The organism is Candidatus Pelagibacter sp. HIMB1611 (assembly GCF_052047715.1).
Taxonomy (GTDB): Bacteria; Pseudomonadota; Alphaproteobacteria; order Pelagibacterales; family Pelagibacteraceae; genus Pelagibacter.
The window spans coordinates 927979-954305 of sequence record NZ_JBNAJM010000001.1 but is presented as its reverse complement, the minus strand read 5'-3'; the positions used below and the strand labels follow the sequence as shown (position 1 = coordinate 954305).

The window sequence follows — 26327 nt, the reverse complement described above, 5'->3', positions numbered from 1 at the left end:
TTTAGGATCTTTTTATTTAAATGAAACTAATAATTCAAACACTTTTAATTTTATTTTTTTCATCTTCTTTTTTGTACTCGGGTGAGCCTGGAGATTTACCTGGAGAAGAACAAAAAAAGCCAGAAGAAATGTTTGATGAAAAACCCATTGAAAAAGAGGGTTTGGATGTTTCAAATATTACTGAATTATTGAAACCAAAAAATACAGAAGTTGTACTTCCTAAAAATAGGCTAGAGAAAATATTCAATCAGTTTTTTTTAGCTGAACTTAATAGGGATCAATTAAATATAATTGGTGAATGCGAAAACAATCTCGCAGAGGGAAAATGTTTTAAAGTAGAGCCAAATAAATTATCAAATCATTTTAACAATTATTACTTTTACACAAATTCTCAAAATCAAGTTTATTCAATAATTGCATTTAATAATAAAAGACAAGGTGACTTAAACAAGTGCAAAGAGAAAATTTCTCTATGGAAAGATTATTTTAATAGTTATGATTTAATCGAAAAGGAACCTAAAGATAATTCGTTAAATTTCGTATTAACTGATGCTCCTCAAAAAAATAGTATTGAAATCTTTGCTTCTTGTTATGATGAACAATTTAGAGATATATCATCTAGTTTTAGTATTAAATTTTTCAAAAATGTTTAATGAGAATTTTTGTTATTCTCATACTAAGTGTCTTTATTCATAATCAATTATACGCTGGTAATATTACTCCTGAGGTAAGACAAGCTTACAAGGAAAGAACAGAATTTGTAAAAAAATATATATCCACGATAAAAGAGAATAGAAAAACAAATAAAAAATTTAAGGGAAGCATAGTAGAAGCTGTTTCCGGGAGATTGTACACTAGCTGGGGGACTTTATCTCAATATGAATTAGATCAAAAAGCTTTAAAAAATTGTAAGAGTGACGGTGAAATTGAATGTCTTGTGCGATTTAGAACACTTAAGAAAAATCCTAAATATAATAGATATGCAAAATATATTAATTCAAAATCAAGTTTAAAAGTTTTGGGTGAACATATTAAATCAAAAAAAAAATTTTCTTCAAAAGGGATAGATATCTTAATTAGTACTGAAAACTTTAAAAACAAAAATGATTTTTTTTGTGGTCAAACAAAGTCGAATTATAAAGATGTTATTAATAATCTTGTAAAAGAAATAAATGTCTATCCAGTATCTTTCTTACAAAATTCAGGACTAAAATATGTCATGATTTGTGAAAAAATTACTGACAAATCATTAGGATTTGAGCCAGGTGGATTGGCACCAGGACATGTCGATCAATCACCTGGAGTTTTTTATTTGAACTTGTCAGCGGTTAATAAAATTAAAAATTCAAAAGCAAAAAAAGATTATATTAGAATTTTGTTCCATCACGAATTTTATCACATAATCGATTCTAAATTGTCTTTAATGCAATTAGATGAAGCTTGGGAAAAAATAAACAAAGTGGATTATTCTAATGATTTAATAACAGGGGGTATTGGAATAGATACATCTGTTGAAGGTTTTATTTCAGGTTATGCTAGAAATAATTCTGCAGAAGATAAAGCAGAATTATTTGCTTTTATGGTAGCTCAACATAAAGAATTTAAAAAAGCCATTGCTAAGGATGAAATATTATTAAAGAAATCAAAACTAATGATTTCAAGGCTTAAAGGAATTTCTAAAGAAATAGATAAAAGTTTTTGGAAAAAATTAAATTAAGATTTTCTTAAATCACTGATATTTTTAATTAGCTCTTGGCAATCCTTTTCCACCCTTGAAAATACATCCGACCAGTCTCCCTGTATTTTTTGGCGATAAATTCTAAAATTGTCATACCAAATAGTTTCATCTTTAGAATTTAACCATCTCCAATCAGAAACTTTTGGAAGTAATAACCAAGTTTGAGTACCAAGTGTTCCAGCCAAATGAGCAATTGAGGTGTCAGTTGTAATAACTAGATCTAAATATTTTATAATTGCAGCTGTATCTACAAATTTTTTTGATCCTGTATCCATCAGTAAATCATAATTTACAATATTTTCTTCCAACTGAAATTTTTCAATTTCTGAAACAGCGTTGCCTTTTTGCAAATTTATGAATGTAGCTAATGGATTCTTAACAATGCTCTTAAAACCATTTAAAGAAACTGAGTTATTAGCAACTCTAGGATTTAAACTGCTACCTTGCCAATTTAAACCAATTTTCACATTATCATTTACTTCGATAAGAGTTTCCCATTCCAGAAGTTTATTATCATTTATTTTTAGAGGTGATGGAAAAGGACAATTGCTATTAAGATCTGGTGTAAGTAAATAGATTAAATTTTGTAAGGGTATCCAATAATCATAATCATCATATTCACTTTCATTAGAAATAATTTCTTCTATAAAAACCATATCCTCAAAAAAATGATGCAGTTCTTCTTGGCACTGGAATATAATTTTACAATTTAGTTGGCTTAATGTTTCAAGATATCTCGAAAATTGTAAAGTATTACCTAATCCATTTTCTGCGATAATAAGAATTTTTTTATTCTCAATATTTTGACCATTCCAAATTAAATTTTTTTTATGAAGTACTGATTTAAAATTTTTATCCTCATATATTCTATGATGATATTCTTTAAAACCTTCTTCAAAATTTGACATTGATAAAAGAGTAGTTCCTAAATTAATTTTTGATTTGTTAAAATTAGGATTAAGTTCAATTGTTTTTCTATACATTTCAATTGCCTCAGAGTACTTTCCAGCATTTAGTAAAGTATTTGCAAAATTAAAATGTACTACATGTGAATCTGGTTTAGCCTTAATCGCTCTTTGATGACAGATTATTGCATCTTCGTATTTATGCTGAAGATAGAATAAGTTCCCAAGGTTACTTAAAATGAAATGATTACTTGGATTATTTATAAGTCCTTGTTGATAAACTCTTATCGCTTCATCATATTTTTGATCTTGTTTGTATAAAGTTGCAAGACTTAAATATGCCTTTATTTCTTTAGGATCTATTTTGATTACAGCCTTATAACATTCTATTGCTTTTTCTAACTTTTTACTTTGTTCATATACTAGACCTAAACTTAAGTAACCATCGACATAAGTAGGGTCGTGAGCTAAAAGATTTGTCAAAACTTTTTCGGCAGCAGAGTTATTGTTTAATAAAAAAATATTTGTACCTAATCTATTAAGAGCTTTACGATCAAAGTTTCTATCTAGTGAAGATAGATAATACCAAATAGATTTATCAAAATTGTTTTGTTTATAATGAATATCTCCTATTAAATTATAAATTTCATGATTGTTAGGATCATGCTTTAATAAATTACATGCATTCTGTTCAGCAAGACCATATTGTCTATTGTCTAATAATTGATAATTTTTTTTTATGTTTTGAGCAACAAGAGATTTATTCATTTTTAAACGAATCAGTTAACTAACAATATATCTTTAAATCCAATTATAAAAGACTGATCCTAGATATGGATAAAGTGCTGAAGCTATGACAATAAAACACCCGTATGGAATTTGAAAATCTTTATCTTTTTTGTAAACATAAATGATCATTATACCAACAATTGCTCCAGTAATTGCTGAGCTTGCTAAAATTAAATAAATTGATTTTATTCCAAGCCAAATACCAACCATTAAAAATAATTTTGCATCTCCTAGCCCCATACCTTCAACTTTTCTAATTTTAAAGAATAAAAATCTAATAATATAAATAATTAAATAACCAACTATCCCACCGATGATAGAGCTTAATATACTCACATTAAAAGGATTAAACTTGAAAAAAGTAAAAACTAACCCAATAACAGAAAGTGGAATTGTGATTTTATCTAAAATTAAATAATATTTTAAATCAGTAAAAAAAATTATTAACAACCCTGAATAAAAAATAATATAAGCTAAAGTTTTAAAACTAATACCGTGTAAACTATAAGCGTAGACAAATAAGCTTGCCGTTAAAATCTCTACTATAAGATAACTTAAACTTATTTTGCTTTTGCAATTTTTACATTTACCAAGATTTGCTATGTATGAGATGATTGGAACATTGAAATAAAAAGGTATTTTATATTTACAAGTTGTACAAAATGATCGTTTTGCAATAACATCTAAATCATTAGGAAGTCTATAAATACAGACATTATAAAAACTACCGAAGATTGAACCAATAATAAAAAGAGAAAGGGTAAGCACTTACCTTTTAAATTTTATTTTATCTCCATCGTCATCATCTCTTTTGATGCTAGGGTTTGTTTCCTCAGTTTCTGTGTTTTCTATTTCTTTATTCTCAGATTGTTGCTGAGGTTCTTCGTTTGGAGCAAGATCTACGTTTTCACTTGCTTGAGGCTCAGGCTCTTGAACTGTTTCTGGCTCTGAACTTACTTCTGCTGCATTTGTGCCAGTTACATTTTTAATTTTAAAAATTTTATCCAAATGAGCTAATTTAATTACTTTCATGACTTCATTACTAACATCAGTTAGAAAAAATTCTTTAGATTTACTTTTTGAAAGCTGCATACCTTCAACTAACGCAGCTATACCTGAAGAGTCTATGTAGTTCACCTTTGACAGCTGAACTTCAATTGTCTTAACATTATCAATTAAATCTTTTATATTATCTCTTAATTCGGGTGAACTATCTAAATCAACTTCACCAGCAACAAACAATTTTCCTATATTTCCATTAATTTTTTGTTCGATAGACATATGTATTTTTTTATATTATTAGTTTTAAATTACAACATATGATTATCGACTGCATTTGCGGAAAAAAAAAGTTTAAGTTAGCTGACGGAGTTATGCCAGAACAGGGCTCAAAAGTTAGATGTGGCTCATGTTCTGAAGTATGGTTTTATCATCCAGATCAAGGAAGCAATCCAATCAATCAAGATACTAATGTTGATGAAGAGAAAAATTCTTTAATAGAGAATGAAATTGAAAATGATACTCAAAATAATAAAGAAATTGATGATTTCGCCGCAACAACTCAATCTGAAGTACAAGAAACCGAAAATGTAAATCAAACATCCAGCTTAGAAGACTCAGAAGATTTATTATCCACTCCTGAAGAGAATTCGTCAGAAGAAAAATTTGTAAATGAAAATTTTGACGAAAACAAAAAAGAAAATCAAGAAGGTATTTCAAATTTTAAAATATTTACAGATGAAGATCAAAATGATCTTCCATCAAAACAAGAGATGGATAAAAATTTAGATGAGTACAAAATTGATAGAGATAAAAATTTAAATTTTTTTCAAAAATTAATTAAAAAAGATAGAATTAAAGAGGCACAAAAATCTTTAGAAAAAGAACAGCAAGAACAATCTGAGCAAAAAATAAACGACGGAAGAAGAGCTAGATTGCTCACTTATCTACTTTTACTGTTGTTGATTGTTTTTTCTATTTTAATAGTTCCTTTTAGAGATCAGGTTGGTATGGCATTTCCATTTATGGAAAGTTATTTGGAATTTTTAATTCCTATGTATGAATATATCAAAGGACCTTTAGGACTAAACTAGAGAGATTTTTTTAATTCTTAGTTTCTTTGTTTTCTTTTTCAGCCAATTTCTCTTCTTCAGCCCTAAATATTTCAATTATTTTTGACTTATCTTTTAATAATTTTTCTTTTCCAGGAAAAACATAAACTCCAATTTTTCCATTAGCCAAAACTTTATCAGAGTTAGCATTTTCTCTAGAAATATTTTCTTCAATAATATTTATTTTAAATTCACTCTCTGCAATTTTGTTTTTTAAATAAGTTAGATTTTGAAAAGTACTTAAGAACTGATACTCAATATAATTTATTGAATATATTTCACCTAATTGGTCAGCTTGACTTTCATTTAAACTATTAATTTGTACATTAAATTCATTTGCAATACCTGAAATAGAATTTTTGAAATTTTGAAATTCAGTTGGAGACATAAACATCATTATTTCTTTAATGTACTCGTATTCACTTTTGTTAACATCTTTACCAACTTTGGCCATTTCAATAACAATTTTGTCAGATTGTTCCTGGATACCTCCTGCATTTGCTAAAAGTTTGCTTTGCTTGGAAAGTTGAATTGATGTGTAAATTTCACCTATTAAAAATGCCAAAAAAGCAAAAATCATTACAGTAAAACCTACAACAACAAATTTTGATTTATCTTTAATAGATTCGTCTTCGACTGTTTTTGATTTATTTTTTCCTAATCCAAACATTATAAATTTTTTACTATCATTTATAGATTTGATAAACTGTAAATGATTCGTACGTATAAATTTATTATATGAAAAAAACTCCAATTTACATCAAAAAAACTCTTGATGAAATTAGGCTTGAGTTACTAAAAGATAAAAAACTTAAACTATCAAGACAACTTTATGTGCAAAAACTCAAGGAAATTTTCAACGACCAAGTAATTGATCTTAAGGATGGCATGGAAGCAAAGATGTCATCGACAGGAACAGATAAAACTGTTGTAGTTTCATCGTCTCAAGACACAACTGTAAAACCAAAATCAACTCCAAGAAGTAATAAAAGTGAAAAAATTATTTTTCTTAATAATGAAATTGTTGATCAAAATTTGAGCGAAATAGATGAAGCTAATAATGATTTGTCTAATTTTGGAAATTTTGATGAAAATATTATTGAACTCAAAGACGAAGTTGCTGACATTAATAATCAAAAGATAATAGATTTAATTGAAGAAGTAGATGACATCATTAATCTAACTGATGAAGTTGCAGAAACTGTTGTGAATGCTCAAGAAGCCGATTATGAAAAATCTGCAAATGATGATTTAATTAAAGAAGAGCCAAAAAGTACTCAAATATTCTCTAACGAACAGTTGGAGATGTTAAATGCAAAAATAAATGATTTAGATCTTAGTAGTTCTGAACTTACAGAAAAATTAGATGAGTTATTAAATCAGAAAAACTTATTCTCTGAAAAATTTAATGATGAATTAGATATAAAACTAACTGAAGCACTTACCAGATCAGAAGAAAGTATTGAAAATAAACTTAATAACATTAACGAAAGTTACCACCAAGAATTTGAAAAATATGAAGATGAAGCAAATAAAAATTTTGCAAATTTAGAAGATCAAATCGGGAATTTAAATAATCAGTTTGATGATATCCAAAATAATATTAATTCTATTTCAACTAAAATAGATGATAGCATTAGACAACTGAATGACCCTCAAAAATCAGATGAAAGTATAAATTTAGAAAAACGATTTGAAGATAAAATAAATGATTTAAGAGATTACAATTTAAAAATCGAAAATTCTTTAAATAATTTAAATAATAAAATTGATGAGACTTTAGACAATATTTCAACTTATAGAAACGAAGCCAATCAAAAAATTGAAGAGTTAAATCAAAAAGTTCAAAATATAGAGCCAGAGTTATTTAATAAAATTGAAGAAAAACAAAAAAATAGAAGTGAGTCTGAAAAACTTCAAGATAAATTTGATCAAATGTCGAAAATTATGGACATGCAGAATATGAGAATGTTGCAAATGTATCATTCATCTGAGTTGCAACATAGTCACTCTATATTGCAAAAAAATATGGAAGCTAAATCTACAGTGCCAGAGCAAAAATCTTTTAATTCAGAATTAATTTCAGAGGAAATAAAAAAAGAATTTTTCCCAAATATTAAAAAAGAAATGGATAAACAATTTAATCTGCTTAAAGAGCAATTATCTGAGTATGAAATAAAAAGTATTTTAGATAAAATTGGTTCAACAGATTTGAATAAAGAATTTAAAAAACCAATTAAAAAATTTTCAAATATAGTAGATGCAAAGAAATATGTTAAAAATACAATTTCAAAAAAATCTAGAGAATGGATAAAACATAATGAAACTATGATTGATGAGATTGCGAAAAAATTATTAGGTTAATAATTTCTTTATTAAACTAGTTATATAAAATTGAATTAATATTAACAAAATTTTGATATTCATTTTACTTTCACTTTCATAGCGTCTATTAAAATCTATAAAGACATCTTTAGTCTTTAATTTTGCTTTTGAGTTAATTAATAAATCAGCTAAAATTTTAAATCCCTTTCCAAAAAATCTGCTTTTATTTTTTAAATAAATATCTTTTTTAAATAGAAAAAAACCGCTCATTGGGTCTTTTGTTTGAATATCAAAAACTTTAAATAAAAATATTAGAAATACAGATGCAAATCTTCTTGTTTCAGATAAACCTTTGTTTTTTCCAGATGTTAATTTTCTTGCTCCAATTACAATATCTTTACCTTTATTAAATTCCTTAAAAATTTGTGGAATATATTTTGGATTGTGTTGTAAATCTGCATCTAAAATTAAAATATTTTTATATTTTGATTTTTTTATTCCATCAAAGCAGGATTGGGTTAGATCTCTATTTTTTTTTCTGAATATTGGTTTAAAAAATTTATATTTTTTAGATAAAGCTAATAATATTTTTTTGCTTTGATCGGTCGAATTGTCATCAACAAAAATAATCTCAAATTTATTTTTTTTTAAAACTTTAATAATTCTTAGTGTTAAAGGTTTAATATTTTTTTCCTCATTAAGAGTGGGTATCACTATACTTATTTCATGTCCCATTTAATTTGTTCCAGCAATTAAGTTAGAAGTTGTTTCTCTTAAAAAGGGATTTATTTTGATAGCATCTTTAAAAAATTTAGTGGCTTCCTCATTTAATCCAAGTTTTTTCAACGTAATTGCAGCGTTATACAAAGCGGTTGCATGTAGAGGATTTATTACATTTGCTGTTTTAAAATTTTCTAAAGCTTTCTCATAATCTTCTCGATAAAAACTTATTTTTCCTAGTTCAAAATATAAATCATCTATAGGAGGATCTAAAAATGTCACTCTTCTTGAAGGTGTATCGAATTGAGATCTTATTTCTTCGTACTTTTCAAAGATTTTTTTTATTTGATCTTCGGCCTTATTATAATCCTCATACAATGTATAGAATCTTGCTAATTTAAACCTTGCAGGTGGACTATCTTTGAAGTTTTTTTCGAACTCTTCTTCAAAAAATTTGATGCCTTTTTCGTTTTTTTCATAAATGTAGTATCTTAGAAATTCCAATATGGCTTCATCAAACGATGTATCTAATTGATACATTTGATACAAATTAAATCTATAGGTTATCATATCATTTTTTAATATGGCATCTCTCATTTCTACTCCAAACGAATATCTAAAAACATTTTTAGGACTATTTTCATCTGTTAAAGTCATAAACTCAGTGTTATTGATATAAACTTTACTTCTATCGTGCAGAACAAATATTGAAGATATTAAGATTAACCCATAAAAACTTAAGATTAAGGTTTTTTTATAAAGATGATTAAAAAATTTACTGAAAATCCAAGCCAGCATCAAGGATACCGATACAACCGACGAATATTGATATCTTTCAGCTAAGTTTGAGATTAATGGAAAACCTTTTTCAATCATCCCAAACATAACTGGCAAAGTTAAACTTGCGGTAATCCAAAAAACACTAATTAATAGGATAGGATCTTTTTTTTTTAAAAATAAATAAAATGCTAATGTTGTGTATATTAAAAAAATGATAAATATAATTATCGATAAACTTAAATCATAATTTGTTGCATAAACATATATATGCTCATAGGGAAGAAATAATCCAATTAAATAAAATTTTAGTGAGGTTAAAAAATAAAATAATAAATCATTAAAATTCCCATAAAAACTAAGACTATTTTTTTCAGTAAAAACTGTTCTTAAGTAATAGTAGACAATAAAAGTCACACACAACAAAATAAAAATATCAAAATTCTTTTTAAAATTTTCTCTTAAATTCATTTGATGAAAATTGAGTAAAAAAATAGTTAATGGAATTAAACCCGCTAAATAAATAGTCATTAATTTAGAGCACAAAGATAAAAAAAATAATAATGAAATAAAAAAATAATTTATAATTCTTTTATTATGAATATTTGAGATGCAATATATGAATGTTAAAAGTCCAAAAAATAAAGCTAAGCTTTCATTTCGGGTAGTGATATTAAAAATAATTTGTGATGTAATAGGATGAAATAAAAAAATTAAAGAACTTAAAAAAATTACTATATTGCTACTTAAGTTATTTTCGATTTTCAAAATTTTTTTTATTAATAAGAAAACTAGAAAACTATTAGTTACGTGTAAAAAAATATTTGTAAATTTAGCTATTTTTGAATTTAAAATTTCAATTCCGCTAAAATTTAGCAAAAAAGTTAAAAAATTATCCAATTCATGTGTTAAAAAATAAACAGGATAAAAATGAAATTTTGCATAGAAAAAACTTGCAATCAGTTTTGCATCCCCAGGCGATTTTGTAAAACGATCTACTAAAGCAAAATCGTCATATGTTCTTCCATAATCTAAAGTGTGTCCAAAAAAAAATAAAAAAAGACCAAATGAGATTAAATATATAATGTATTCAAATATTTTATTTTGTAACTCTGTTAGTTTCATATAGGTTTTTAAATAATTAATTTTAACTTAATTTAAATTAGTAATTTTTTTAGCTTACTGGTTAATATCGTATAAAAAATTTTTTATGAATTTATATAGTAAAACCACTATAAACTAATTGCCCCCAAAATGGGCGACAAAAAACTTATATATTACAGGGTTAAAATGCTATTTTTATGATTTACATCATAAGCAAAATTGATAGAAAAGCTTCATATATATATATAATTCTTTAATTAAAGGAAAAACATAATTATGAAAAAAACACTACAAAAAGGTTTCTCACTAGTTGAGCTTCTAGTTGTTGTTGCAATTATTGGAGTTTTAGCTGGTGTTGGGATTGTGGGTTATCAAAGTTACACAGATTCTGCTAAAAGTAGAGTAGCTGTTGCAAACTTTAACTCAGTGAAAAGATTTGTTGAAACAGAACTAACACTCTTAAACAACAATATTCAAACAGTATCTGGCGCAATTAGCGCAGGAAGTTCTTGTTCTTCATTAACTCCTTACACAGTTTACAGTAATACGTTGTCTGACTTTGTAGAAGGACTAACTTGTTACTTTGCAACTGATGGATATGGTAATGCTTTTAAAAACCCATATGATGCTGCTGGTGGAAATCAAATAGTATTTAGTTCCGCTGCTGCAGACGTTAAAAAGGGTCAAGTTAACGTAAGATTTTTCCCTTCTGCTGATGCAACAGTTAATGGTGCTGTTATTCCTTCTGGAGGAATTTTTGCAGCAGCATCAACTTCAGGATATTTCTTAGTGGAATATTACACTGAAGATGGCTCTGCTGGAAGCACTGGAGAATATAAAGCAAAAGAATTTCAACTTAAGTAAATTAAGTTAAAATTAAAAGATTTAACTAAACCCCCCTCTAAATTTTTTTAGAGGGGGGTTTTTTTTGTTCCTATTAAAAAATAAAAAAATGAAATTAAAGTAAAAATAAAAGTTATTAAGCTTAAATAATTAAAAAATATTTGTAACTTTAATTGTTTAAATTCAAAAGGTTTGTAATTTAAAAATTTAGTCAATTCTTCTTTATTAGTTGCCTTGAATAGAAAATTTTCTTTACAATTATTTTCTTCAGGATTTAGATAACATGATGGATTAATGAAATTAAGATTTCCATTTCTTTCAAAAAAAGGATCTCCCTTATATACATTCATAGTTTGATTAAAATTTTGATCATTTGAGAATTCATCTTTAATAGTCCAAATCTCATGATGATTAAATATTAAAGGTTTTACCACAGGTTTAAGTGCTTCTAGGCTATATCCGAATACTGAAAAATAACAAAATTGAATAGATTCATTTTCTAAAAAAAAGTCATGTTGTTTAGGACCATCTACTTTAGAGTCTTTGTCTAAAATTGTTAGAATTTTTTCAATATTATACTCATCTATATTTGATCTTGATACTTCATAATTTAATAAGTCTTTCAGATTTGTGTGTGAAAAAAGATTATATAATTTATTTCTATCAAAAGATAAGTTTTGAATAATTATTATTGATAAAAATATAATCGCAAAAGTATTATTTTTTTTAAAAGAAATTTTATCAAACATCATTGCAGTAAGTATTGAAAATAAGATTATTAATGGAGCAAGCATTCTAAAGGATATCCAATCATTTGTTATAAAAGGTATTTTTCTTACAATTGATCCAACTGCAGTATTTGAAAAATTTAGTAGGATTAGAATAAAAACACTTATGAATAAAATAAAACTAAAGGTTAATTTAAATTTATCATCAGTAAATTTTGGAAAATTTCTTAAATAAATAATAAAAATAACCAAAGGTAAAATTGTTACATTAAATGACAATTCTTCAATAGATAAAATTGCTGACATTGAGCCAACATCATTTTCTATACTTTCTCGTGGTGATAAAAAGAAAAAGTCAAAAAAGACTGAAATAAACTTCCAAATACTATCAAAATAAATTGGTGCCACATTCCTCGACAGACCTTCTACAAATGACCATGCAGCATAAATTTTAGAGGCAGAAATTAACAATCCAATTAAAACACTAATAGAAACATAAAGTATGATTTTATAATTTTTGTATTTAATTAAATGCAATAAAGTTAAAAAAAATACAGAAACTAAAATTTCCATAATTATTCTAGTGCCACCACTATGCATCATGACTGCAAAAATTAATGCTGAACTTGTAATTAGAAAAAAAGAATATTTTTTATTGGTTTGATCTAAAGATATTGCTGAAATATAAAAAAATATTGGAATAATAGAGAATAAACCCCAACCAATATGGCCTGATAAATAATGAAAAGCAAAATAATGATTAAAGAGGAATATAGTTGATCCAATTAAAGCTGCATTATTAGTGAGTTTAAATATTCTTCTTAAAATTAAAAAAGAGCCAAGATATCCCAAAACAGAATATATAAAAAAGATAACTTTAAATGTTGTTAAAGGTTTTAAAAAATGAAATATAAATTGAATAGGTGAGTAAAATTCTGATTGAGGATTTGAAAAAAAGGGTGCACCACAGCAAATATGTGGTGTAAACCAAGGAACAGTTAATCCATTCTTTAAAAACCAAATTTTCCCAAATATTAATCTTGATAAAGCTGATTGGTAGTCAAAATGAAAAGATCCAATATTCAAATAAGATAGAAACATTATTTGATGAATTGCAAATATTAGAACTGCTAAAGAAATAAATAATGCTTTATTTTTATTATTTAAAGTAAGCATATTTGATTATTTGAAAATTAATTAAGTAAAAATTTTTTAATGAAATTTTATATTTTTTATCAAATTTAATTTGTTCATAAAGTTTAAATAAATTTTCAAATCTTCTTTGATCTATATTTTTTAAAGATTTGTAAATTTCTTGGTGGGTCATATAATTTAATAAATTCTTATTATTTTTTCTAAGTTTATTAAAAAATAATTTGTACAAAAAATTTCTAGCATAAATAAATAGTAATATCTTTATAAGATAAATGAAGGCTATTATTGAAAATAAAATAAAGAAAATTGATTTGTACATATCTGTGTTAGAGAGTTTTTCTTTAATAAAGTTTGTTCTAGATCTTTCATCATATCTTAAAAAACTATTAGTCCATACATAATTGATATATTCAAAATAAATTCCAACTCTACTAATATCTATTTTTTGTTCATTATTGGAACTTACCGAAGATATCTCAAAACTTTCGAAGTTAGAATTGTTTGAATTAAGAATATTTTCATTTGGCACAGAAAGTGTTGGATCATATAGAAACCAATTATTATCAATAAATACTTCCACCCAAGAATGGGCATCACGCTGCTTAAAAGTGTAGAAATTACCAAGATTATTGTACGATCCACCATAATAGCCAGTAACTATTCTAGCTGGAATACCAACTAATCTTGCAAGTATAGTAAAAGTTCCAGCATAATACTCACAATATCCAGTTTTAGTGTTGAAAAAAAAGTTTTCATAATCGTTACCTTGATTAACTGGAGTTAAGCTATAAAAAAAATTATTAGTTTTAAATTCGTTTAATATCTTATCTAAATAATCTTTAGGATCACTTGTGTTTTCAAAGTTTGTTTTTGCCCACTGTTTTAACTTTGGGGAAATATTGTTAGGTAAAAGTGTATAAAAATCTAAAAGTTTTTTTTGATATGTTGCATCTCTTTTATCATAAATTAGTTTATAAGATTTTTTGTTGGTCACTACCTTATTAGTGGTGAGTGTATTATTAATGAGGTTTAAATTTAGATTTGAATTTTTAAAGTTATAGTTGGCTAATTTTGGAAACCATTTTTTTTCGTGTGGGAACATTATTAAGGACGCATCTACATCTTGTTTTTCAATAGGATTTGAAACCTTAAAACTATCTTTAAACTGGGCTAATAGTATTTTATAATCAGAATTTAACCAATCTTTACTAATACTTAATTTGTCAAATACCTTAACTCTAAAATAGTATTTTTTATTTTCATCTTGAATATTAGTTTTAAAAATAAAAACATTTTCTTCACTATCTGAAATATTTTGAAACGAACCCAAACTTATTTTATCAGGAATTCCTAATTGATTTTTTTTAGTTTCAAATAATTTGACATTTAATTCTGCTCTTGGAAAGACAAAATAAATAATTGCAATGATTGGAATGATACTCAGCGCAAATATAAAATATCTAAAAAGGTTATTTAAGTTTAATTTTAAAATTTTGGTTTGATTTAAGGAATATAAATGGATGATCGATAATAGGATTATAGTAAATGATAAAAATGAGCTGATTAAATCCTGGCCGTATACTAGAGAGCTAACAGCTAAAAACACACACGAAAATCCAAAAAAATAATGATTTTCTTTTTTTTCAATTTCTGAATATTTGAGAAATATTAATCCTAATATTAAATTGATAAAATATTCTTTAGATAACGTTTGGTCATTTAAGATAAATAAAATGTATATTGTTGCTATAGCTAAAATAGAGCTAAATATTTTCTTATATTTATAACTAAAGCTTTTTTGAATAACTGCAAAAAAGAATAATATTAGAAAAAAAATATTAGTTGAAATTTCAACTTCAGGAATTAGAACTAAATAGCTGCAAACTAGTATCACCAAAGCATTAAAATTATAATTTAATAAATTTATTCTAGGCATTAGCAAGATAGGTTAAAAGTTTATTTCTATGATCTAAAGAGCAAGCAATTGCTGAAATAAAATCTTTGTTCTTTAATAAAAATGGTTTTTTTAATTTATAGAAATATTCAATTAAATAACTGGCATAAGAGAGTTTTTTTTCAAAACTTTCAGCATTTATCATTTGTAAATCTATTGTTATATGCTGCAAATTATTATTAAATTTGAATTTTTTTTCATAAAATTTTTTTTTAATTGATGAATGTTTCCATGAAATTTTTGAAAAATTAATATTTTCTTTGTTTTCTTCTATTTTATCAAACTCATATTCAAACCCTTCATCAGTATTAAGTTGATATAATTGTTCCAATATTTCAGTTGAAGGTCTAATGGGCTCTGGATAGATAGTTAAACGTTCTTTAAAGGATACATTAGTAAATGTTTTTATAATTCCAAAAGGAAATAAAGAATGAATGTTTAAAGCAGGGGTATCTGTTTTACCTCTTCTATCAAATTTATATTTTAAATTAATTGTTGTTTTACGATTGATGTCTTTTTTAGTAGTTTCGTTGTCCAGATCAAAACTAACATTTAGCCTTTCTCTATTTTGTTTATCATTGATTTGGTAAATTAAACTTACAAATTTATTTGCTGGATGAAGTTTATTACTAATTGATAAATCTAAATTGAGTAAATTTTGATATGATATCAAAATTGAAATGAAGTAGATAAAAAAAAGAAGAATTGATAACAATAATGCAAAATTATTTTGATAAAAAATAGCTACTGCAAAACAAAAAAAAATTAAAGTAGCAATTTGAAACCCTCTTAAATTTGGAAAAATATATAAATTTTTTCGACTTATAGTATTAGGATTTTTTAAGGATTTTTTTAAAATAATTTTTTTCCAAAAACTATTTTTCATCAGGTAATGGAACTTTATTTAAAATTTCATTATTCATGAATTCTATGAATTCTTTTTTTTCAACAATATTTAATCGATGACGAAGTATAAAAGGCAAGACATCTTTAATCTCTTGATAGGTCACATATTTCTTTGAGTTAAGAAAACTTAACGATTTTGACAGATGAATAGTTTGTTTTAAACATCTAGGGGAAATATGGGTGTTACTAAAATTGTTTTTAATATATTCAGATACATTATCTAAATATTCAATTACATTATCATTTATATTTATTTGATTAATATCTTCAACTACTTCATTAAATGAGAAGTTTGATTGAATTAAATTATTATCTATTTCATTTTTTAATAATTTTATTCTTTGATCTTTGCTCAATTCTTCTAAAGAAAATGAGATAGTAAATCGATCTAATTGAGATTCAGGTAATAATGAAGTTCCAGATAAGTCCGAGGGGTTTTGAGTTGCAATAACTGAAAATGGCTTAGGAAGTTCAAATGTATCTTTATCGATTGTAACTGTTTTTTCTTCCATCGACTCGAGAAAAGCACTTTGGGTTTTTGGACTTGCACGGTTTAATTCATCTGCAAGAACAATGTTTGTAAATATTGGACCTTTGTTAACAATGAATTCATCGTTTTTTAAAAAAGTATATCCAAGAATATCGCTCGGCAATAAATCAGATGTAAATTGAATTCTTTTAAATTTTAAGTTCATTGCTGAAGTTAAAGATTTTGCAAATGTTGTTTTGCCAGTACCTGGAAGATCTTCGATTAATATATGACCACCACTCAAAATGGTGGCTATGGAAATTTTAATCTTAAACTCATTTCCAATAATGCTTTTTTGAATATTATTAATTAGTTTATTAATCATATTTAATATAGTTACTTCTAATAGACCATAATTTTTAATATCAAAATAAAAAATTGTAAAACAAACATGATATTATAAATAACTTATCTATTTATGAATAAAATTAATTATCAAGGCTGGGAGCTAGAACATTTTGATAATTCTATAAATTTTCGAAACTATCAAAATGATTTAATAAAAGATTATATCTCTGGATATACTGCTGAAATAGGTCCTGGTAATGGTAAAAATTTAAAACTCTATATAGATAAAGTAGAAAAAGTTGATTTATTTGAACCTTCAAAAATCTTATTTGAAAATCTAAAATCTAAATATCAACATAATGAAAACGTATTTTTAATAAATAAAGAGTTTCCTCTCACGCCTAATACTTATGATACTATTTTATATCTTGATGTTTTAGAGCATATACAAAATGATTTAGATGAGATTAATAAATCATTTAATTCACTTAAATCAGGGGGTAAATTGATTATTAATGTTCCAGCTTTTCAATATCTATATTCGAAATTTGATGAAGATGTAAATCACTTTAGAAGGTATGATAAAAAAAGCATTAAAGATTTAATACAAAATCTTGACCATTCAAGCTATCAAATGAAATATTATGACAGTATTGGTTTTTTACTTTCGTTGATATCAAAGATTTTTTTAAACGATTATAAAAAAAATTTTCATCATAAAATTAAAATTTGGGACTCTTTGATACCACTATCAAAACTATTTGATAAATTATTCTTTAATTTATTTGGAAAATCATTATTTATAATTGTTAATAAAAAATAACTTTTTCATAACCAAAATGTGTACTTTTCAATAACTAACGAATTTTGTAGGTTTATATTATGAAGTTAATTCAAAAAGGTTTTTCTCTTGTCGAACTTTTAGTCGTAGTTGCAATTATTGGCGTATTAGCGGGTGTTGGGGTTGTTGGGTATCAAAGTTATGTAGACTCTACTAGGCTAAAAGTTTTAGAACAAAATTACGCAACAATCACAAAATATATGGAAACTGAAACTATTATTGTTCAAAATGATCTTGGAAGTGCTACTCCTGAATACGATGATGGAGGTAATTTAACTGGTGATATGATTAATTCAGACACTACTTGTAAACAATTTTTAATTTCAATGAAAAATTATTTTTTAGATGGTGGCACGGATAATTCTACGTTTAAAAATCCATGGAAACCTAATAAGACTAGCATAACAATTGATAATGAGTCTTGGTCAAACCACAAAAGAGGAATGATACAGATGTTTTGTTATAAATCGACTGGTGGTTATGGTTCAGGTGGTGGATGCCCGATGGAAAAAGCTAGATTTAGAGTGATCATTCATAGAGACACGGGAGATTATTCGCATAAATCAATTGGCGGAAAATATTTTTCAAGTAGTGCTGCAGATGGTCAAGCAGACTGTGGTTGGAACTTATCAGATCATGGTGCATGGCATACAGGTGCAGACGCTATTGATACTGACGCAGATTACGATTAATAGAAGAGGGTTTAAATTTAAAATATTTAATATTAATTCTCGATGTCAAAAAAACTTGTTAGTTTTGCAAGTTTTAAAACTGAAACTACAGCTTCGCTAGGTTTAACTATTTTAAATTCTTTACTTCCTTCCCCAGCTCTTTGTTTACTTTCAATCAATACTGCAATTCCTGAACTATCAATATAATTTACAGCACTCATATCAACTGATACAGCTTTATTGTCATCTAAAGCTCCGTGTACTTGTTGTCTTAAATTTCCAGAATTTTCTAGATCTATTTCACCACTGACTGTTATTATCAGAACATCATTTTCAGTTTTTTCTGGATAACTCATAATTTGAATATAATCAGAGTAAACACGTAGTCAACAAAATCATTAAACTTAAATGTTATTGCTGATGATAAATATTGAATTTAATTTAAATAATTAAGCCTAAGAGTAGCTTGCAGCAATTAATGCGATTGCAGAAACAGTGGATACAAAATAGATTAGTTTTTTCTTTTTCTTCTCTTTCCCATTAATCTTATTCATCATTTCTTCATAGCTTAATTTAGCGTTATATTCATTATTCTCTAAATAAGCTTTAGGTACCACCACATCATTTATTTTTTTATTTTTTAAAATTATATGTTGAATATTGTTCATAATTTAAATTTTTGTAGAAAGCTCAATTAATTCTTTGAGAATTATTTCATTATTTTCTAAATTTTTTTTTCTCCATTCTTGAGAAACATAAATTTTTGAATTGTCTCTAATTAACCAATTTAACTTGATTAATTCTGAAACTTTTCTTCTAACAGTTTCTCTTGGAAGACCAAGACTTCTTGAAATTAAATTAATACTTGCTCCATTTGAAGTAGAGCAAAAAACCTCATTTTCACAAATTAGATTTTCATTTGTGAAATTTTTTAAATTAATTCTGCTTACTAATTTTAATATTTGAGGGTAATAAGATCTGTCACCAAAGTCTGATATATCTTTTGTATATATTGAAGCGACTAAATCTTCGATTATTTTATAATTATGTAAATGCATGAGGTGATCTTTTACCCAAATTGGGTTGCATTTAAAATAAAATTTATATTATTATCTAAGCTTAATATATAATTTTTCTATAGATATTTATTGAATAGCTTGAACTTCTAGCTTTTTAGTTTTTAAAGATTTAATTGCTTCTAAACATGCTAAAGCAGTGGACATGTTTGTACAATATGGAACTTTATTTTTAAGAGTTGCTCTTCTTAATGCAATAGCATCATTTAATCTGTGCTCACTGTTTCCACCACCTGTATTTATTACAAGGGCAATTTTATTTGAGTCTAAAACATCTACAATGTGAGGACTACCACTACTTACTTTATTAATAATTCTACATTTCATTCTATGTTTTTGTATGTATTCAGCAGTACCTTTAGTTGCGCATAATTTGAATTTAAGCTTTGTTAGCTCTCTTGCAAGATCAATACCTTCATCTTTATGCGAATCTTTTAAAGATATAAATGCAAGACCTTCTTTTGGAAGTGAATTAGCTGCAGCAATCTGACTTTTAGCAAAAGCCATTCCAAAATCTTTGTCAAACCCCATTACTTCACCTGTAGACTTCATTTCAGGTCCTAAGAGTAAATCGCTATTTGGAAATTTATTAAAAGGAAATACAGCCTCTTTTACTGCGTACATTCCTTTTGATTTATCTTTTAGATTAAATTTAGAAAGCTTTTCACCAGCCATTATTCTTGATGCAATCTTTGCAAGCGGAATACCTTTTGCTTTAGATACAAAAGGCACGGTTCTACTGGCACGAGGATTAACTTCAATGATATAAATTTCATCTTTTTTGATTGCATATTGAATATTCATAAAACCTTTTACTTTTAAAGCTAGAGCTAGTTTCTTTGTTTGGTTTTCAATTTCTTTAATTAGATATGGTTTAATAGATACCGGTGGCAAACTACATGCTGAGTCCCCTGAATGAATTCCTGCCTCTTCAATATGTTGCATGATACCTGCTACATAAACATCTTTACCATCAGAAATAGCATCAACATCAACTTCCATTGCATGATCTAGAAATTTATCAATTAAAATTGGATTTTCTTCAGCAGCTTTAAATGCTTCCTCAACAAAGTTTTTCAATTGACTTTTTTCATGAACAATTTCCATTGCTCTACCACCCAGAACATATGAAGGCCTAACAACTAGTGGTAAGCCAATTTTCTCTGATATTTTGATTGCTTCTTTGAATGTTTTTGCAATTCCACTATCAGCTTGTTTTAAATTTAATTTAATTAATAAATTTCTAAATTGATCTCTATCCTCTGCTAAATCTATTGATTTATATTGTGTTCCTAAAATTGGAAGTTTGTTATCATTTAAAAATTTAGCAAGCTTAATTGGAGTTTGTCCTCCAAACTGAGCAATAACTCCTATTAGATTTCCTTTTTCTTGCTCTTTTTTAATAATGTTAAATACATACTCTTCTTTCAAAGGTTCAAAATATAACCGGTCACTCGTATCATAATCAGTAGATACAGTTTCAGGGTTACAATTAACCATGATGGTTTCAAAACCTGCGTCTTTTAAAGAAAAACTTGCCTGACAACAGCAATAATCAAACTCAATCCCTTGGCCTATTCTGTTAGGTCCACCACCTAGAATTATTATTTTCTCTCTATTTGAAGGACCTGCTTCACACTCAGTGCTTATTGAAAAATTTCTTTGATAAGTCGAATACATGTAAGGCGTAAATGATTTAAATTCAGCAGCACAGGTATCAACTTTTTTGTATACAGGTAGCACTTTTAGAGCTGTTCGTTTTCTTCTTACCATATCTTCTGAGGAATTAGTAAGCTCAGCTAATTTTTTGTCTGAAAAACCAATAGATTTAATTCTATTAAATTCATTATAATTTTTTGGAAGACCTTTTTTTTTAATAACTAGCTCGTTATCAACAATCTCTTTAATTTGTCCTAAGAACCAAGGATCAATTTTAGATAAACTATATATTTTTTTTAAGCTAATTTTTTTTCTAAAAGCCTCGGCAACAAGAAGCATTTTATTTGGAATATGCTCTTTAAGTTTTTTTTCGATTTGTTTTTTATTTAAATTGAATATTTGGTCAAAACCAGAAAAACCAGTTTCTAAAGAGACCAATGCTTTTTGCACAGACTCCTTGAAGTTTCTCCCAATAGCCATTGCCTCTCCAACAGATTTCATTGAAGTGCCTAAAGTTGCTGGCGATGTAGAAAATTTTTCAAAAGTAAACCTTGGTATTTTAGTTACTACATAATCAATACTTGGTTCAAAAGAAGCAGGTGTTACTTTTGTGATCTCATTTTTAAGTTCGTCTAAAGTATAACCAACTGCGAGCTTAGCCGCTACTTTTGCAATTGGAAACCCGGTTGCTTTAGATGCAAGTGCTGATGATCTAGATACTCTAGGATTCATTTCAATAACAACCATTCGTCCATTTTTTGGATTGATTGCAAATTGAACATTAGATCCACCTGTCTCAACTCCAATTTTTCTCAAACACGCAATAGAGGCATTTCTCATAACTTGATATTCTTTATCAGTAAGAGTTAAAGCTGGAGCAACAGTTACAGAATCTCCTGTGTGAATTCCCATTGGATCAATATTTTCTATTGAGCAAATGATGATACAGTTATCTTTTTTATCTCTTACAACTTCCATCTCAAATTCTTTCCAACCCTCTAAACACTCCTCTACAAGAACCTGGCTAACTGGTGACTCGTGTAATCCATTTTTTATAATTTTAAGATATTCTTTTTTATTTTTTGCTATTCCACCACCTAGACCACCTAGGGTAAATGCAGGTCTAATGATTGCAGGTAAACCAATTTTATTAAGTACTTTAGAAGCTTGATTGATATTATTAACAATTTCAGATTTTGGTAAATCCAAACCAATATCAATCATATTTTTTCTAAATTTCTTTCGATCTTCAGCATTAGAAATTGCTTTAGAATTTGCACCAATAAGTTCTATTTTATATTTTTTTAATATCCCTTTTTTCTCTGCTTCCATTGCAAGATTAAGAGCAGTTTGGCCTCCCATTGTTGGAAGAATTGCATCTGGTTTTTCTTTTATAAGAATTTTTTCTAGAACATCTAATGTGATAGGTTCTATATAAGTTTTATCTGCAACATCAGGATCGGTCATGATTGTTGCAGGGTTAGAATTAATTAAAACAACTTTATAGCCTTCATCTTTTAAAGCTTTACAAGCTTGAGTTCCTGAATAATCAAACTCACATGCTTGGCCAATAATAATTGGACCAGCACCTACTACTAATATTTTTTTAAGATCTTTTCTTTTTGGCATTTTTTTTCATATTGTTAATAAATTCTTGAAATAAATAAACACTGTCCTGAGGTCCTGGATTAGATTCAGGGTGATATTGAACTGAAAATACAGGTTTATTTTTTAACTTAATTCCTTCAACACTATTATCAAATAATGATTTATGAGTGACTTGAATTTTTTTTGGTAAAGTTTCTTTAACAACTTCAAAGCCATGGTTTTGACTAGTGATCTCTACATTGTCATGAATTAAATTTTTTACAGGATGATTTGCACCTCTATGACCTAACTTCATTTTTTTTGTTTTACCACCAAGTGCTAAAGCGAGAATCTGGTGACCTAAACAAATACCAAATATTGGAATATTTTTTTTAATAAGGTTTTTAATTATATTTATCGCATACTTCCCTGTAGCAGCTGGATCTCCAGGACCATTTGATAGAAATATTCCATTAGGCTTAAGTTTAATTATATTTTCAGCAGAAGTTACACATGACACTACTGTCACTTTGCAATTAAAATCAGAAAAATATCTTAAAATATTTTTTTTAATTCCATAATCTATTGCAACAACATGAAATTGATTTCTTTTATTTTTTACAAATCCATCTTTCTTTTTCCAAGTTTTAAAACCCTTCCATGTATAATTTTTTGGAGTTGATACTTCTTTAGCAAGATCTAGATTTTTTAACCCACTCCAATTTAAAGTAGTATTTATTAGTTTACTTATATTGAATTTTTGTTTTTTTGAGAAAGCAATTGTTCCTTTTGGTGCTCCTTTATCCCTAATAAAATTAGTTAAACTTCTAGTATCTAGACCAGTGAGACCAACAATTTTGTTTTTCTTAAGCCATGCATCTAGATGTAAAAAAGCTCTATAATTTGATGGATCTGTTATTTCTGAATTAAAAATTACTCCTTTGGTCCATATCTTATCTGACTCTATATCTTCTTTATTAGTTCCAACGTTTCCAATATGTGGAAAGGTAAAATTAATAATTTGCCCTGCATATGAAGGGTCTGAGATTATTTCTTGGTAACCAGTCAAAGAGGTATTGAAGCATACTTCTCCAGTTGCCTCTCCCTCGTAGCCAATACCAATTCCTTTAAACACCTTCTTGTTTTCTAGAACTAAAAAGCCTGTATTATTTTGATGATTATTTTTTGAGTTTATTTTTTTTGAATTTTTGATCAATTACAACTCATGAGTTAAAGGTTAATACAATAATTGCTTTATTATCGCAACAGAGATGTATTATAAAATTGTAAAAAAACAATTTTTCTTTTGAAGAATTTTTTCTTTGAAGTAGATTAAAAAAATTATGTCTTTAAAGAACACTATCGAAAACGAATATAAAAATGCTCTAAAATCGAAAGATAAAAATAAAATATCAACCTACAGGTTAATTTTATCTTCTATTAAAGATTTAGACATTGCAAATCGTTCTGGGCCCAACAAAAAAGATACAGATGATGAGGATATAAAAAAGCTTCTTAAAAAAATGATTAAACAAAGAGCCGAATCTATTGAGATTTATAAAAAAAATAACAGATCTGACTTATTAGAAGTTGAACAAAATGAATATGATATTTTAACCAGTTTTCTGCCTAAACAAATGAGCGAAGAAGATACAAAAAAACTTTGCGCTGAATTAATCTCAAAATTGGGTGCTAGTTCGATTAAAGATATGGGTAAAATAATGGGTGAGTTAAAGAAATCTCATTCTGATGAAATTGATTTTTCTAAAGCTGGATCAATAATTAAGGAATTATTGAATAGTTAATGAAATACCCCAAAGAGTATTTAGATGAAATTAAGACACGGTTGAAAGTATCAACTGTTGTTTCAAAAACAGTCTCATTAAAAAAAAGAGGTAAAGAATTTGTGGGATTGTCTCCATTTAAAAACGAAAAAACACCTTCATTTACAGTTAATGATGAAAAAGAATTTTATCATTGTTTTGCTACTTCTGAACATGGAAATATTTTTGATTTTGTAATGAAAACCCAAAATTTAAAATTTGGCGAAGCAGTTAAACATTTAGCTCAATTAGCAGGTATGCAACCATATTTATTTTCAAAGAAAGATGAAGAAAGAGAAAAAAAATGGAATGAATATAAATCAACTTATAATGAGTATGTTGATTTTTACCATGATGAGTTAATAAAAAATGAACAACATACTAATGCTAGGGAGTATTTAAAAAATCGATCTTTAAGTAAAGAGGACGTAAAAAGATTTAAAATTGGATATGTTAAAAAAAATCCAAATATTTTTGAACAGTTAAAAAATAAATATAGTGAACAAACCTTAATTGAAACTGGATTGTTTTATCTAGATGAAAAAAAGAAAATTTATGTTGAAAGATTTAGAGGAAGATTAATTTTTCCAATTAATAATATAACTGGTCAACCAATTGCTTTAGGTGGCAGAATAATAGAAAACCTAGATTATCTTGCAAAATATATTAACTCACCTGAAACTTTATTTTTTAAAAAAGGATCAAACTTATACAATCTTGATTTAGCAAGAAAATTATCAAACAAAGTAGATCATATTTATTTGGTAGAAGGTTATATGGATGTTGTTGGGTTAAGTAAAAATGGAATTAATAATGCTGTTGCAAATCTTGGTACCTCACTAACTGATAAACAAATTCAAATTCTTAACCAATTTTTTGATGATATAATTATATGCTTTGATGGTGATGAAAGTGGCTATAAAGCAGCATTAAGAGCTGCAGAAAATTCAATTAAAGAATTAAAACCGGAAAAACAAATTTCATTCTTATTTTTACCAAATAAAGAAGACCCTGACAGTTATGTAAATAAAAATGGTAAAGCTAATTTCATAGAATTTACAAAACAATCTAAATTATCAATTCATCAATTTATTTTTAGTCACTATAAAAAACAAACTGAAAATAATCCTTCTTCCATGGCTATTTTTGAAAAAAGATTAAGAGAGGTAGCAAACACTATTAAGGATGATTATATAAAAAAATATGTATTAGAATATTTTTTAGAGAAAATTGCAGAATTAACGCCTCATTCAAATCAAAAAAATAAAAAATCTTATAAAAAACCAACCAAATCTTTAGATGCTACCAAGAGGTATTACAATGAAAGCCAATCTTTATCTGGAGTTGAGCTTAAAGAATATTCCTTAATTTATTTGATAATTAATAATTTAAATTTAATGCAATCTAATATTCATTTAATAGAAAATATTAAATTATTTACTGAAGTTAATAAAAAAATCTTTTATCAAATAATTGAAGTTTTAAAATCTGAAAATCAAATAGCTCTTCAGGACTTAAACTTGGATAGTCAGATAATCGAAAAAATAAATAAATTTGCACCTATAAAATATATTTTAAAAAATAATTCTGAAGATGAACAGAAAATCATTGAATTACTTGAAGATATCTCACGAGATTTGATGAATTATGATCTTGAGTTTAGAATCCAAGAGTTAGAATCGAAGTTCTCAGTCGATATGAGTGAGAGCACATTTAATGAGCTAAAAGAGCTCAAAAAAAAGCAGAATCTCAATTAATCTGGACAAATTTGTAATGGATTTTTACAGATTTGACATTA

24 protein-coding genes are annotated in these 26327 nt (G+C 26.5%); 9 read left to right on the top strand and 15 right to left on the bottom strand.

What is annotated here, in order from left to right; all coding sequences use genetic code 11:
* Positions 1-20: 20 nt before the first annotated feature.
* Both ACTTAS_RS05245 and ACTTAS_RS05240 read left to right on the top strand, forming a co-directional pair.
* Positions 21-653, top strand: a complete 633-nt coding sequence (locus ACTTAS_RS05245) for a hypothetical protein (RefSeq protein ID WP_440678596.1) — start codon at positions 21-23, stop codon at positions 651-653.
* Positions 653-1717, top strand: coding sequence for a putative zinc-binding metallopeptidase (locus ACTTAS_RS05240; protein ID WP_440678595.1), 1065 nt, complete (start codon positions 653-655; stop codon positions 1715-1717). Before ACTTAS_RS05245 ends, ACTTAS_RS05240 begins: the two co-directional genes overlap by 1 nt.
* On the opposite strand, the gene ACTTAS_RS05235 is transcribed toward ACTTAS_RS05240, so the two are convergent.
* Genes ACTTAS_RS05235 through ACTTAS_RS05225 form a run of 3 tightly spaced genes read right to left on the bottom strand, consistent with a single transcriptional unit; the run spans position 1714 to position 4713 of the window.
* Positions 1714-3411 (bottom strand): tetratricopeptide repeat protein, encoded by a 1698-nt coding sequence (locus ACTTAS_RS05235; protein ID WP_440678594.1) that lies wholly within the window; start codon positions 3409-3411, stop codon positions 1714-1716. The two genes, ACTTAS_RS05240 and ACTTAS_RS05235, sit on opposite strands and share 4 nt — an antisense overlap.
* 33 nt (positions 3412-3444) lie before the next feature.
* Complete coding sequence (locus ACTTAS_RS05230; protein ID WP_440678593.1) at positions 3445-4200, bottom strand: prepilin peptidase; 756 nt, start codon at positions 4198-4200, stop codon at positions 3445-3447.
* Positions 4201-4713 (bottom strand): STAS domain-containing protein, encoded by a 513-nt coding sequence (locus ACTTAS_RS05225; protein ID WP_440678592.1) that lies wholly within the window; start codon positions 4711-4713, stop codon positions 4201-4203.
* A gap of 38 nt (positions 4714-4751) precedes the next feature.
* On the opposite strand from ACTTAS_RS05225, the gene ACTTAS_RS05220 reads away from it, so the two are divergent.
* On the top strand, positions 4752-5525 hold the full coding sequence (locus tag ACTTAS_RS05220; RefSeq protein WP_440678591.1) for a hypothetical protein: 774 nt from the start codon (positions 4752-4754) through the stop codon (positions 5523-5525).
* Positions 5526-5535: 10 nt separating this feature from the next.
* Here ACTTAS_RS05220 and ACTTAS_RS05215 read toward each other — a convergent pair whose 3' ends face one another.
* Positions 5536-6213: a hypothetical protein gene (locus ACTTAS_RS05215; RefSeq protein WP_440678590.1), complete on the bottom strand. Its 678-nt coding sequence runs from the start codon at positions 6211-6213 to the stop codon at positions 5536-5538.
* A gap of 68 nt (positions 6214-6281) precedes the next feature.
* Here ACTTAS_RS05215 and ACTTAS_RS05210 point away from each other — a divergent pair, with 68 nt between their 5' ends.
* Entirely contained in the window at positions 6282-7907 is a 1626-nt protein-coding gene (locus tag ACTTAS_RS05210; RefSeq protein ID WP_440678589.1) for a hypothetical protein, read from the top strand.
* Here the strand turns inward: ACTTAS_RS05210 and ACTTAS_RS05205 are convergent.
* Positions 7899-8603 carry a glycosyltransferase gene (locus tag ACTTAS_RS05205; RefSeq protein WP_440678588.1) on the bottom strand — a complete coding sequence of 235 codons (705 nt, stop codon included), beginning with the start codon at positions 8601-8603 and terminating at the stop codon, positions 7899-7901. The two genes, ACTTAS_RS05210 and ACTTAS_RS05205, sit on opposite strands and share 9 nt — an antisense overlap.
* Positions 8604-10490: a tetratricopeptide repeat protein gene (locus tag ACTTAS_RS05200; RefSeq protein ID WP_440678587.1), complete on the bottom strand. Its 1887-nt coding sequence runs from the start codon at positions 10488-10490 to the stop codon at positions 8604-8606.
* A 255-nt stretch (positions 10491-10745) separates the two neighbouring features.
* Between ACTTAS_RS05200 and ACTTAS_RS05195 the strand changes: the two genes are divergently transcribed.
* On the top strand, positions 10746-11333 hold the full coding sequence (locus ACTTAS_RS05195) for a pilin (protein WP_440678586.1): 588 nt from the start codon (positions 10746-10748) through the stop codon (positions 11331-11333).
* Positions 11334-11380: 47 nt separating this feature from the next.
* Here the strand turns inward: ACTTAS_RS05195 and ACTTAS_RS05190 are convergent, their stop codons facing one another.
* From ACTTAS_RS05190 to ACTTAS_RS05175, 4 genes are read right to left on the bottom strand one after another with little or no spacing between them, the layout of a single operon-like run.
* Complete coding sequence (locus ACTTAS_RS05190) at positions 11381-13216, bottom strand: hypothetical protein (RefSeq protein WP_440678585.1); 1836 nt, start codon at positions 13214-13216, stop codon at positions 11381-11383.
* Entirely contained in the window at positions 13200-15131 is a 1932-nt protein-coding gene (locus ACTTAS_RS05185) for a transglutaminase family protein (RefSeq protein WP_440678584.1), read from the bottom strand. Before ACTTAS_RS05185 ends, ACTTAS_RS05190 begins: the two co-directional genes overlap by 17 nt.
* On the bottom strand, positions 15124-16035 hold the full coding sequence (locus ACTTAS_RS05180; RefSeq protein WP_440678583.1) for a hypothetical protein: 912 nt from the start codon (positions 16033-16035) through the stop codon (positions 15124-15126). The genes ACTTAS_RS05185 and ACTTAS_RS05180 overlap by 8 nt, the downstream gene beginning before the upstream one ends.
* On the bottom strand, positions 16025-16909 hold the full coding sequence (locus ACTTAS_RS05175; RefSeq protein WP_440678582.1) for an AAA family ATPase: 885 nt from the start codon (positions 16907-16909) through the stop codon (positions 16025-16027). The genes ACTTAS_RS05180 and ACTTAS_RS05175 overlap by 11 nt, the downstream gene beginning before the upstream one ends.
* Before the next feature lie 93 nt (positions 16910-17002).
* Between ACTTAS_RS05175 and ACTTAS_RS05170 the strand changes: the two genes are divergently transcribed.
* A complete protein-coding gene (locus ACTTAS_RS05170) occupies positions 17003-17695 on the top strand; it encodes a class I SAM-dependent methyltransferase (protein WP_440678581.1) in 693 nt (230 codons plus the stop codon).
* 59 nt (positions 17696-17754) lie between these two features.
* Positions 17755-18405: a prepilin-type N-terminal cleavage/methylation domain-containing protein gene (locus ACTTAS_RS05165; protein WP_440678580.1), complete on the top strand. Its 651-nt coding sequence runs from the start codon at positions 17755-17757 to the stop codon at positions 18403-18405.
* 32 nt (positions 18406-18437) lie between these two features.
* On the opposite strand, the gene ACTTAS_RS05160 is transcribed toward ACTTAS_RS05165, so the two are convergent.
* The 5 genes from ACTTAS_RS05160 to carA all read right to left on the bottom strand — a co-directional run bounded on the left by ACTTAS_RS05160 (position 18438) and on the right by carA (position 23922).
* Positions 18438-18740, bottom strand: coding sequence for an STAS domain-containing protein (locus ACTTAS_RS05160; RefSeq protein ID WP_440618851.1), 303 nt, complete (start codon positions 18738-18740; stop codon positions 18438-18440).
* Positions 18741-18839: 99 nt separating this feature from the next.
* On the bottom strand, positions 18840-19052 hold the full coding sequence (locus ACTTAS_RS05155; protein ID WP_440618849.1) for a hypothetical protein: 213 nt from the start codon (positions 19050-19052) through the stop codon (positions 18840-18842).
* Positions 19053-19055: 3 nt separating this feature from the next.
* Positions 19056-19442, bottom strand: a complete 387-nt coding sequence (locus tag ACTTAS_RS05150; RefSeq protein WP_440678579.1) for a hypothetical protein — start codon at positions 19440-19442, stop codon at positions 19056-19058.
* Positions 19443-19529: 87 nt separating this feature from the next.
* Entirely contained in the window at positions 19530-22748 is a 3219-nt protein-coding gene (carB, locus tag ACTTAS_RS05145) for a carbamoyl-phosphate synthase large subunit (RefSeq protein WP_440678578.1), read from the bottom strand.
* The gene (gene carA, locus ACTTAS_RS05140) at positions 22726-23922 is read right to left on the bottom strand and encodes a glutamine-hydrolyzing carbamoyl-phosphate synthase small subunit (RefSeq protein ID WP_440678577.1); all 1197 of its coding nucleotides are present in this window, start codon (positions 23920-23922) and stop codon (positions 22726-22728) included. The genes carB and carA overlap by 23 nt, the downstream gene beginning before the upstream one ends.
* Positions 23923-24049: 127 nt before the next feature.
* Here carA and ACTTAS_RS05135 point away from each other — a divergent pair, with 127 nt between their 5' ends.
* The gene (locus ACTTAS_RS05135) at positions 24050-24511 is read left to right on the top strand and encodes a GatB/YqeY domain-containing protein (protein WP_440678576.1); all 462 of its coding nucleotides are present in this window, start codon (positions 24050-24052) and stop codon (positions 24509-24511) included.
* Positions 24511-26286, top strand: a complete 1776-nt coding sequence (gene dnaG / locus ACTTAS_RS05130; RefSeq protein WP_440678575.1) for a DNA primase — start codon at positions 24511-24513, stop codon at positions 26284-26286. The genes ACTTAS_RS05135 and dnaG overlap by 1 nt, the downstream gene beginning before the upstream one ends.
* Positions 26287-26327: the final 41 nt, after the last annotated feature.

Coding starts and splice junctions, on each gene's coding strand:
- ACTTAS_RS05225 (WP_440678592.1), bottom strand. CDS start 4,713: ATGTCTATCGAACAAAAAATTAATGGAAATATAGGAAAATTGTTTGTT.
- ACTTAS_RS05200 (WP_440678587.1), bottom strand. CDS start 10,490: ATGAAACTAACAGAGTTACAAAATAAAATATTTGAATACATTATATAT.
- ACTTAS_RS05240 (WP_440678595.1), top strand. CDS start 653: ATGAGAATTTTTGTTATTCTCATACTAAGTGTCTTTATTCATAATCAA.
- ACTTAS_RS05195 (WP_440678586.1), top strand. CDS start 10,746: ATGAAAAAAACACTACAAAAAGGTTTCTCACTAGTTGAGCTTCTAGTT.
- ACTTAS_RS05155 (WP_440618849.1), bottom strand. CDS start 19,052: ATGAACAATATTCAACATATAATTTTAAAAAATAAAAAAATAAATGAT.
- ACTTAS_RS05215 (WP_440678590.1), bottom strand. CDS start 6,213: ATGTTTGGATTAGGAAAAAATAAATCAAAAACAGTCGAAGACGAATCT.
- ACTTAS_RS05170 (WP_440678581.1), top strand. CDS start 17,003: ATGAATAAAATTAATTATCAAGGCTGGGAGCTAGAACATTTTGATAAT.
- ACTTAS_RS05205 (WP_440678588.1), bottom strand. CDS start 8,603: ATGGGACATGAAATAAGTATAGTGATACCCACTCTTAATGAGGAAAAA.
- ACTTAS_RS05190 (WP_440678585.1), bottom strand. CDS start 13,216: ATGCTTACTTTAAATAATAAAAATAAAGCATTATTTATTTCTTTAGCA.
- ACTTAS_RS05150 (WP_440678579.1), bottom strand. CDS start 19,442: ATGCATTTACATAATTATAAAATAATCGAAGATTTAGTCGCTTCAATA.
- ACTTAS_RS05175 (WP_440678582.1), bottom strand. CDS start 16,909: ATGATTAATAAACTAATTAATAATATTCAAAAAAGCATTATTGGAAAT.
- ACTTAS_RS05135 (WP_440678576.1), top strand. CDS start 24,050: ATGTCTTTAAAGAACACTATCGAAAACGAATATAAAAATGCTCTAAAA.
- ACTTAS_RS05245 (WP_440678596.1), top strand. CDS start 21: ATGAAACTAATAATTCAAACACTTTTAATTTTATTTTTTTCATCTTCT.
- ACTTAS_RS05180 (WP_440678583.1), bottom strand. CDS start 16,035: ATGAAAAATAGTTTTTGGAAAAAAATTATTTTAAAAAAATCCTTAAAA.
- ACTTAS_RS05160 (WP_440618851.1), bottom strand. CDS start 18,740: ATGAGTTATCCAGAAAAAACTGAAAATGATGTTCTGATAATAACAGTC.
- dnaG (WP_440678575.1), top strand. CDS start 24,511: ATGAAATACCCCAAAGAGTATTTAGATGAAATTAAGACACGGTTGAAA.
- ACTTAS_RS05220 (WP_440678591.1), top strand. CDS start 4,752: ATGATTATCGACTGCATTTGCGGAAAAAAAAAGTTTAAGTTAGCTGAC.
- ACTTAS_RS05235 (WP_440678594.1), bottom strand. CDS start 3,411: ATGAATAAATCTCTTGTTGCTCAAAACATAAAAAAAAATTATCAATTA.
- ACTTAS_RS05210 (WP_440678589.1), top strand. CDS start 6,282: ATGAAAAAAACTCCAATTTACATCAAAAAAACTCTTGATGAAATTAGG.
- carB (WP_440678578.1), bottom strand. CDS start 22,748: ATGCCAAAAAGAAAAGATCTTAAAAAAATATTAGTAGTAGGTGCTGGT.
- ACTTAS_RS05185 (WP_440678584.1), bottom strand. CDS start 15,131: ATGCCTAGAATAAATTTATTAAATTATAATTTTAATGCTTTGGTGATA.
- ACTTAS_RS05165 (WP_440678580.1), top strand. CDS start 17,755: ATGAAGTTAATTCAAAAAGGTTTTTCTCTTGTCGAACTTTTAGTCGTA.